General features: G+C 44.5%; 11 protein-coding genes and 3 pseudogenes. 3 read left to right on the top strand and 11 right to left on the bottom strand.

Annotated elements, in window-relative coordinates:
• Window positions 1–148: 148 nt before the first annotated feature.
• On the top strand, window positions 149–295 hold the full coding sequence (locus ACFO8Q_RS01505) for a hypothetical protein (RefSeq protein WP_380023786.1): 147 nt from the start codon (window positions 149–151) through the stop codon (window positions 293–295).
• Here ACFO8Q_RS01505 and ACFO8Q_RS01510 read toward each other — a convergent pair.
• From ACFO8Q_RS01510 to ACFO8Q_RS01555, 10 genes and pseudogenes are all read right to left on the bottom strand, one after another.
• Window positions 254–397, bottom strand: a pseudogene (locus ACFO8Q_RS01510) (IS1380 family transposase); the annotation flags it as partial. The gene ACFO8Q_RS01505 and the pseudogene ACFO8Q_RS01510 overlap by 42 nt on opposite strands.
• Before the next feature lie 171 nt (window positions 398–568).
• Window positions 569–811, bottom strand: a complete 243-nt coding sequence (locus tag ACFO8Q_RS01515; RefSeq protein WP_380023768.1) for a DUF5348 domain-containing protein — start codon at window positions 809–811, stop codon at window positions 569–571.
• 12 nt (window positions 812–823) lie between these two features.
• Window positions 824–1624, bottom strand: coding sequence for an ExeA family protein (locus tag ACFO8Q_RS01520; RefSeq protein WP_380023769.1), 801 nt, complete (start codon window positions 1622–1624; stop codon window positions 824–826).
• Window positions 1617–2210: pseudogene (locus tag ACFO8Q_RS01525) on the bottom strand (Mu transposase domain-containing protein); the annotation flags it as partial. The pseudogene ACFO8Q_RS01525 and the gene ACFO8Q_RS01520, both read right to left, overlap by 8 nt.
• A gap of 117 nt (window positions 2211–2327) precedes the next feature.
• Entirely contained in the window at window positions 2328–3008 is a 681-nt protein-coding gene (locus tag ACFO8Q_RS01530; protein ID WP_380023770.1) for a tyrosine-type recombinase/integrase, read from the bottom strand.
• Between the two features lie 127 nt (window positions 3009–3135).
• Window positions 3136–3372: a site-specific integrase gene (locus ACFO8Q_RS01535; protein ID WP_380023772.1), complete on the bottom strand. Its 237-nt coding sequence runs from the start codon at window positions 3370–3372 to the stop codon at window positions 3136–3138.
• A complete protein-coding gene (locus ACFO8Q_RS01540; RefSeq protein ID WP_380023774.1) occupies window positions 3359–4330 on the bottom strand; it encodes a tyrosine-type recombinase/integrase in 972 nt (323 codons plus the stop codon). The genes ACFO8Q_RS01535 and ACFO8Q_RS01540 overlap by 14 nt, the downstream gene beginning before the upstream one ends.
• Window positions 4327–4914 (bottom strand): tyrosine-type recombinase/integrase, encoded by a 588-nt coding sequence (locus ACFO8Q_RS01545; RefSeq protein ID WP_380023776.1) that lies wholly within the window; start codon window positions 4912–4914, stop codon window positions 4327–4329. The genes ACFO8Q_RS01540 and ACFO8Q_RS01545 overlap by 4 nt, the downstream gene beginning before the upstream one ends.
• Window positions 4915–5126: 212 nt before the next feature.
• Window positions 5127–5558: a hypothetical protein gene (locus ACFO8Q_RS01550; RefSeq protein ID WP_380023779.1), complete on the bottom strand. Its 432-nt coding sequence runs from the start codon at window positions 5556–5558 to the stop codon at window positions 5127–5129.
• Between the two features lie 159 nt (window positions 5559–5717).
• Window positions 5718–6038 (bottom strand): annotated as a pseudogene (locus tag ACFO8Q_RS01555) (IS481 family transposase); the annotation flags it as partial.
• Between the two features lie 1004 nt (window positions 6039–7042).
• Between ACFO8Q_RS01555 and ACFO8Q_RS01560 the strand changes: the two are divergent.
• Together ACFO8Q_RS01560 and ACFO8Q_RS01565 are read left to right on the top strand one after the other, a co-directional pair.
• Entirely contained in the window at window positions 7043–7126 is an 84-nt protein-coding gene (locus ACFO8Q_RS01560) for a putative holin-like toxin (RefSeq protein WP_380023784.1), read from the top strand.
• Between the two features lie 475 nt (window positions 7127–7601).
• Complete coding sequence (locus ACFO8Q_RS01565; RefSeq protein ID WP_380023781.1) at window positions 7602–7982, top strand: hypothetical protein; 381 nt, start codon at window positions 7602–7604, stop codon at window positions 7980–7982.
• A 586-nt stretch (window positions 7983–8568) separates the two neighbouring features.
• On the opposite strand, the gene ACFO8Q_RS01570 is transcribed toward ACFO8Q_RS01565, so the two are convergent.
• Window positions 8569–8733, bottom strand: coding sequence for a hypothetical protein (locus ACFO8Q_RS01570; protein WP_380023782.1), 165 nt, complete (start codon window positions 8731–8733; stop codon window positions 8569–8571).
• Between the last annotated feature and the right edge of the window lie 286 nt (window positions 8734–9019).

Raw genomic sequence — 9019 nt, forward strand, 5'->3', positions numbered from 1 at the left:
GCGCGGCGTAACCTTGTGGCGTTCACACCAGGTTGCAGTACGCTCTCCGTTAGACCGGTAGTCTTGGATCCGAGCGATCCATACCTCTCTAAGCTCTGCTTGTGTCATAAAAAAATCCTCCTTGCTTCATTCTGAGGAAGATTATCTCATGGGGCAAAGCAGCTTTGTAGGTGTGCAGGATTTGACGCTTACTCTTGACCTGAAGGCTCCATTTCCTGTCAATACGAAACCAGCCCCCATAACAGAGGGGTTATTCCTTGTACAGCAGGGAATGATGTGGACACCGTCCAGCTAAAAATCGCTTGATCAGAGAGTCGTTTTGAAGGGTACGGAAGTGGAACAATCGTTCACAGCCGAGCAACCAGCCGACTACAAGATAGAGAAGAATCTTGTGAATTAGCACATTGTTTCCGACTGCCGTCTTCAGAATAAATCGGGCGAAAATCCAATGCAATGTGGCAATTTTCCAAGATATTTCGGTTTTCGGAGAGTGAGGTTTTCACATTTGCATATTCCTTCACTCAAACTTTGCAAATTATTTAGAAAAAAGAGGAATCAGCAGATTCCTCTAGAAGAAGCTCACTTGGTAGTGGGTTCGTTTGTGTGAATAAAATCGAGTGTCTTCAAATATTACATACCAGTCTCTGTCCAGTTCCAATCGGCATAGAAGGTACCTCCCGTCTACTAGAATGAATAGCTGTTCGCCGCAATACATTGGCATAGGTTTTGGTGCGATTCCGTGTACCAACCAGCGATCCGTTTCTCTGCAGTATCGGATTTCCGTGCGAGGGATTGTCGTATTCCGTCTCATTGGTCTTCCCCCTTACATCGCCAATTCTTCCGCCGCCAGGCGGATAATCTCGGCATCAATCTGCTCTCTCTTAAGTTGACAGCCGTAAATCAGGGAGTGGGTGGCGAGGTTGTTAATCAGCCGAGGCCATCCCCGTGAGGAGGCGGCAATCGCTTCTTTGGCCGACTCGTCAAACACCGGATGTTTGGCACCGGCTACTCCCATTTGGTGGTCAATGTAACCCGCCACCTCATCTTTGGTCAGTGCCTCCATCTTGTAACGCACCATCAGTCGTTGGGCGAGTGGCCGGTTCTGGTTCAGCATCAACCGGTCCCGCAAATAGGGCAGGCCTGCGAGAATCAGAATAAAGGGATTCTCAGAGTCCATGCGGAAATTAAAGAGTAAGCTCAGGTCGTTGAGAAACACATCTTTGGCCATCTGCATTTCATCTAGAATAAACACGGGTGTAATCTTGCGTTCCCGAAACAAACTCTCCACAGCCCGTTGAATTTGCAGAAATAACTCCACTTTCCGGGACTTCGGTTCTTCCCCAAGAGAAATCGCCAGTCCCCGGTAAAAGTCCATGACCGTTCCGGTCGAAAGCGGAAAATACATGACCTTATACAAAGAGGGATTGAGCGACTCGGCAAAAACCCGTAGAGCAAAGGTCTTTCCGGCCCCGGGCTCCCCGGTCAGCAATCCCATACCACGGGTTTTCTTCAGAAATTCCAAGGCGGCAGTGGCTTCTGTAAACGATGTGGACGCATACGAGTCGGTTTCCTTCAACTCTTTCGTAAACGGGGACTTGGACAGAGAATAAAACACTTTATACATTCTTCTCTTCCTCCTCTCCAACAGCGGATTTAAACGAAAGTTTTGGACGGTTTCGTTTCACATGGGCATTGTCGGCAAAATGCACGCGTTCCGCTGTTGCGACAGGTTTGCCTTCCTCGTATACATGCACGCCGTTTTCGTCATACCGCAGCTCAATCCGCTGCCCCACGTAGCGGGCCGGAACCTGGTACAGTTGTCCGTTCAGAGAGAGGGTCCCGTCATGCTTCACCTTGCGGCTCTCCCGCTTGAGAAATACAGGATCCAAAGCAGCAGGTTCCTCCAGCATCTTCACGTGTTCCACCTGTGAGAGATAGACCTCAAGCGGCGTTTTCTCCGCCAAAGAGGCGTGGGGTTTCCGGTGGTAATCCTCTTCCAGCCAGTTCCAAAACCGTTGGTTTAACTCGTCCAAAGAGTTGGCCGGTTGTGCTTTCAACAACGGGAAAAACCGGGTTTTCACCGTCCGGAAAAATCGCTCAATTTTGCCCTTACTGGCGGCATCGTACGGCTGAGTGTGGGTAAGGAGTATACCCAAGCTCGCACAGGCGAAATGCAAGGTCTCGGAGCGGTAAATCTTGCCGTTATCGACGCTATGCCGAATTCGTCATAGTGCAGACTATACCGAAAAAAATACTATACCGAAAAACCTTCCGATTCCCCAGTAAATGAAGCGTTTGCGGTAATTTTTTCGGCATAGTGTTTGCTTTTAGTCGAGACTGTAAATCAGCTTCTTAACATCTTCGGTTTTCCAAATTGGTGATTCTACTACTGCTTCAGGACTAGTTTTCTTCATGGCTTCGTGAATCATTTCAGTCGTTGCAAAAGCATAGAAGTTCGATGTGGTAGATAGATTTTCATGGCCTAGCAAGTTCATGATGACTGTCAAAGGCATGCCTTGTCGGTATAACGTCATAGCCCTTGTTTTTCTTATTAAGTGACAATGAACATGGTGTGGGATTTCAGGGCAAGCCAATCTCGCTTGATTTGCATATTGGCCAAGCAGTAAATTCAATGAATCGGTAGATAAGGCACGAGGTTTCCCGTCCCTAATCGAATAGAACAACGGTTTTTCACCGTTTGTGGTTGGATGTGGATGGAATTCCTGAAGGTATCGCTTGATGTGCGCAACGGTTTTTTCCATTAGAGGAACGTTGCGGCTTTTGTTGCCTTTACCGGTCAAAGTTACAAATGGCGTCTTAACATTAATAATGTGCAGGTCACGAAGGGTAACATCTATAAGTTCTTGTGCTCTGGCGGCTGTATCATACAGCATGATGAGCATCATGCGATTGCGTCTTCCCTTTTTTGTATCGGTTTTGGGAGTATTCAATAAAGCGCCCACAGCTTCATTCGTCATATATGCTATGGGCTTCTTCTGTTCTTTCATTCCGCGAACACTGCGTACATCATTGTAAACCGCAACAAGTGTGATGTCTTCGTCTGCACAATATTCCATGAATGATTTTATTGCGGTTAATCGGAGGTTGCACGTTTTGTCTGCAAGATGTTTCTCTTCATGCATCCAGACGAGAAAGCTTTTGATGCTTTCTACTTAGGCAGTCGAACGTAATGTTCTGACGATCGATTCCTATTTCAGTTTCCATGTAATTAATATAGAAGGTCAAGGACTGCTTATACGATGCTATGGTGTGTTGGCTTAGGTTTCTTACCTTTGGCAAATAGGTATGGAGAAAGCTTCTTGCATATGCCCAAAAATCTGGTGCGGCCTGTTTCTTACTATTCTTCATCATAGCCCACCTCCGGAAGCAACCCCTCAAGTATTTTTGTCTTTTCGGAGAACGTTGAAAAAAACTCAGGCACAAGATGAAGGTAGCAAAAAGTGCTTTCTAAGGAGGAATGTCCCATATAACGCATTAAATATGGTAGTTTGGAATTTACGTCGGCTCCCTGCTCAATCCATCGATTAAGGGTGGCAAAGGCAAAATGGTGGCGGAAATCATAGGCTCTTGCCTTCGAACCTGATTCATGACCCAAACCGGCAGACTTCCATATCTTATTGAAATTTGGCCCAATCGACTGACTCTGGTAACAACTATTGGATTTTACCGGAAAGAAATATGTTCGATCTGGAAATATGTCATCTATGACGGCATCGTATTTCAAATACAATAATCTAAGGTCTTCCGGAAGAAACAACCTGCGGTCTTTGGGTCCTTTGGAATGGATAACATCGATATAGCCAATATGCAGGTTTACATTTTTTCGCAGAAGCAGCCGCGCCTCACTTGTTCTCACTCCACAGCAGTAAAGTAATCTGAAGTACATGGGGAGGACAAGATGGCGGACAAGATTTTCCTTACGAGGGGTTAGCGTATCACATGCATTGAAAAATCGAATAATTTCTTCATTCGTAAAGAAATGTGGAATGGTTCGTGTCTGCTTCCGGCAGACTTTGTTGGGGATAACGAACGCATAAGAGTGCTTCGAGGACTGGAGGTATTTGCTGAATTCACGAACGGGTGCCACACGTACTCGCTGGGTGTTCGAGCATTCAGTTTCCCGCAAGCTCACCCAACTCTTGACAATCTCTTTCAATGAGGCGCCCTCTGATTCATGTTTCGCACAGAAGCGATCAAACTCACGAAGATAAAATTCACTCGTTTCATACTTCCATCCTAATGAACGCTTAAACGCCACAAAAGCCTCCATGGAAGGAGCCAGTTTGCTAACATATGCTTTTTCCATCATTGAAGTTCCCTCACTTTCATAGGGATGATGGATAGAGTTGATGCACAGTCACGTAGCTTCTCTTCGTCAGTCGTTAAGTAAATGTCGGTTGAATCTGGTTTGACATGTCCGAGTGTCGATGAAATCGCTTGTACGGCTACCCCTTTTCTCAGCATTTTCGAAGCGACATGGTGCCGAAGGAGACGGGTTCCTTTAAGTTCATTGCCGGACCTTACACCTGCACGTGCAAATATTTTTGTCACTATAGCGTAACAAGCCGAATGTTCTTTCAGTGGTTGATGTGGTGCATTATAGGATAAAAATACGTACGGTGAATCCGACTCAGGTCGATCATTCATGATATACCTTACCAAGGCATTGCCGATTGCGGGAAGAAGCGGCAAAACTAAGGGCTTATTCGTTTTCTGTTGGAAAATGTGAATGATATCTCCCTGCCAATCGATATCGCCTAGCTTTAAGTTCAATATATCCACGGCTCTTATTCCGGTAAGAAGCGCAAGCACCATAATTGCTTTGTCCCTTGAAGATACGGCATCGGTTTTTAGAACATCCCAGATAGATTGCTCTTCCTCCAGTGTCAGCACTGGAATGATTGTTCTTTTCCTTAATAGTTTGTCTGGAACAGCAGTAAGAAGTCTACTTTCATTTTCTGCAAAACGAAGGAAAGATCTTAATCCGGAGGCCGCCGTTCGAAGACTTCCAGCTTCCCAAGTGCCTCTTAATTCATCGAAGAACTTATGGACGAATTCTAAGGGGACGACGTTTAAATCCGTATATCCTAATTTTTCAATGAAGATCAGGAATTTGCAGGAGATATTTCGGATGAATCGGAGGTGTTTTTGCTTTTTCTCTCTTCTTTAAGATACGTTAAAAAACGGGTATGAAGTTTTTGGAACTCAGTAGTTGCAGGCGTATCCACTTTACTCTCCCTACTTGGTTGCCAACCGAGATAACCTTTTTCTTCGTGTTCTCTTAGCTTCCTTATGCAGGAACTATGGAGCTTTTTGCGTGAAGGGCAATATCGCCCGGTTCTTGTATGCGCAGAATCATTTATGAAATGCTCTGCCAAAGCATGAGTTAAAGCGTCTGTTTGCATAGTGGATGCAGACTTTAACAGTCTGTCATAACCCTTTTTGTAATAACGAATCGTGGATTGACAGTATCCTGTGTCAATTAACTCCTCCAGAACATTTTCTACACTGATTTCCAATGCGGTTTTCTTTTTCATAATGGAATCCTCCCATGTAAGTTTGGACTACATGTCCAATTTCAGTTTACAAGAGAGGAATAACGAAACACTATGCCGAAAAAATTACCGCAAACGCTTCATTTACTGGGGAATCGGAAGGTTTTTCGGCATAGTATTTTTTTCGGTATAGTCCGCTTAAATCATCTTGGGGATGCCCCTGCGAATCAGTGCCTCCTTTAACACCGTGCGTAAGCCGTCAAATTTCTCGGAAGCAAAAAACTGCGCAAAAGGTATTACACGAGAACAGTCATCAATGAAGGCAATCAGGTAGGTTTTGACCTTCTTGCCATTCATCGGAACAAACGGTCCTTCACTCAAGTCGCCTTGCCAGAGCTGGTTGACCGTATCATAGGCGAATCGCTTCCGGTCTGCCGCCTGCACTATGGGTTTATCAAGTACCCCGTTTCGCTTGAGAAACCGGTATAGGGTTGTATACGAAACTTCATTTGGCCGAATCTCACATGGAGTTACCGCCTTTGGCACAGTCGAGTTGTCGAAAGGCAGCTTCCAACTCTATTTTCTCAAGGAAATCAAAGACAACCTTGCCACGGCGTAAGAAGTGGCGTTCTTTAGGGTAAATTCAGTTTTGATTTGGGAGGTATTTGTGGTAGACTTCACCTAAAAGGTGCTCCTTTCTTTGGTTGATGTTGTTCTTGTCAAACACCATTCTACCAAAGATCGGGGCACTTTTTTAGTAATTTAAAGCTACATTACTTTCGAAATTCGGGTTTATTATTCATTTTACGGATAGTATTATCTGCTTACACATATAGGATGAGAAAAGGGGTTACCCTTTGTGAAAGTGAGTTAGGGCAACCCTGGTAAGCCTACAATTTTATCAGTAAAGTTCTCCTTCTACTTTTGACCGGATAAAACAAAGACATGGATGTTCTGGAAGATAAAAATGATCCTGTTAACTCCAAAGAAAAAACCTGACTCTCAACTGCTTCCGTAGTTGAACTTTATTAAGATCCATTAGGACATCAGTTCAAGAAAGAAGAATTGCAAACAAAACTGCAAACCAATTTGCAAACATAAGGTAAAGAAACGGAAACTAATCAATAGAATTAGAAAGCACATACCCCTTGATACAACAACATTTTTAACACTTATTGATATTCCGTGACATTCGAAAAAACTGCGATTTTCAAACTTCAAAACCGAGCGTGAGGCATGGGATGTCTCAGGTGGGTTCGATTCCCACACGCTTCCGCCAAATACAAAAAATCCTTAGAACCACAAGGTTTCTAAGGATTTTTATCTTGCTTTAATTTTCTACAGCAAACACAAAATCAAGAGGGTAGATTACCGTTTTTTCTACCATTTTTCTACCCTTTATTTAACTGAAGCGTTTTTCGAAGAATCGATTGCGAGACACTTGAATGGTTGGTACAATATTCCTTGTACAATAGAATCGGCTCTCAAGGGTGGTCGGCTAGTCCCCTGCGAAAGGGGGTGATGCCATGACAGTATACGAAACCATTTCTTTGATGATTTCGTTCGGGCTGCTGCTCGTTACCATACTGTCGTTCCATAAACGGAAATAGGCCGCCCTTGTCCAGAGGAACGCGGTCTATCTCCTGATCGTATCCTATTGAGCCGACTGCCCGGAGGGCAATCTATTGTACAGGCCATAGGTGTATCGAGCACCTGCGGTCTTTTTAGCGTATGCATAATCGGGAAGTCCTTATTCATATCTTTGCAAAAAATTGTAGAAAAGTCAAGGAACCGGCTCGGGGATCGGACCACCATTCTTCAGCTTTACTTCTAAAATATCCTTTCAGGACATCCCGATTTTTATCGTTTCGTCCAGCATATTTCCATAACTATTTATAATACGTGTAAACAGAGAATGTAAAAAACGTCTCTACCATAGTTTGTAATTCCACCTTCTTGATGAATCTCGCGCTTCAGGTTCCCGGGGAGGAAGACCGGATATGTGAGCCTGGATTGCCCTCAACATTCTCAAAATTTCGTTTGTGCTGGCGGTATGTCAATAACACCACATATGATTGGCTGGATATGGATCTGACCAATTTGAAATTCACTCAAGAGCGAATCGACCGCATCAAGCAGGCTTATGTCGACGGCAGGTATCCGGGTCTTGACGTCAAGGATACGGCTAGAGCCAATGGCCAGTTGAATGGATCGTATCAGACGAGTAACTACCCCAACGCAAAATACGATTATGAAGATGATAACGAAGATGGCTTGATTGATGAGCTAGAGATGGTCTCCACCGATCCAAGAACCATGCAAGCAAACTATGATTACTATTTTTGGACAACATTTGACCATCAGAAACAATCTGGAACTGGGCAGTTGGAAGGATCTTCTCATGCAAGCACAAAAAATAGCTTTACTGGTGAATACAACACCTGGGCTTACGAAGATCTCTGTTAGCAGCCCTATGATCTTTCACAGGCAGTTGCTTTCCAGCCGATGAATCAGGCCTTTGCTGCTCCAAAGGAATCTCAACATACCAAGAGAATTACCTTGTTCAGTGAAAAGACCCAAACAAAGGGATACACTTTGTCGGCAGTACAGCGCGGCCATAAGAACAATGAAATATTCGTAGTTCCTGACGGGGATAATCTTGCAGCGTCTGTACAATACAATAAAGCTATTGCATCTGAATTGTCCAAATCAAATAAAAAGGATCTTCCAGTAGTGATCACATTCAAAAAAGCAATGTCAATGGAAGAGTTGAAAACTTTTGAAAACAAAATACGGATTCAAGCTTGAAGAATTTGTTGGAAGAGCTTACGGCAATAACAATGAGCGTATCACCTACGGTGGTCTGGCCGAAAATATTGACGCAATTGATCAGGAATAGTAGCTCGGAATTAGAGGCATGATTCTGAGTCTAATAATGGTGAGTGGCTGAAAAATCCTCCATTTTTTAACTGTGGAACGCATTTTCAAAAAAAGGGCATGCCAAATAACCAAACAATATCGGGTTTTTAAAAAATATGGAACAGCCCTGTGACTATGCAGCTAATTGGCTTGCAAACCATTCGTCCAGTGAAGGAAGGTTCGCTTTTCTTGCGTCTTCCAACCATGCGTCGGCATGTTGGCACATGGCAATCAAGTAGACTCGAATGTTCCAGTGACGGGAACTGCGACCTTCAGAGGCTTCGAGTTTGTAATCCACCTTTTGACGCTTGATGCACCGCTCCACTCCAGTCCGTAGGGCATATCGCTGTTTCCATTCCTTGCTGTCGCGCCTGACGCGAGGAAACAGACGAGGATTATCCGAAGTGGATGTGTAGAATGTCCTTCCGTACTCGGAAGGTGAACAAGGATGGGGACACTCCCATTTGCCTACTTTGGCGGGACAGCGCCATTTGACGCGTTGACGGCCGGGGCATCCGTGATCTTGGGGTTTCTTGGCTCTTGCTTCTCATTTTTCTTGCCTTTTTTTCTGGGCTTTTTGAGTT

It is taken from the genome of Effusibacillus consociatus, assembly GCF_042652925.1.
In the GTDB taxonomy this organism is placed as follows: Bacteria; Bacillota; Bacilli; order Tumebacillales; family Effusibacillaceae; genus Effusibacillus; species Effusibacillus consociatus.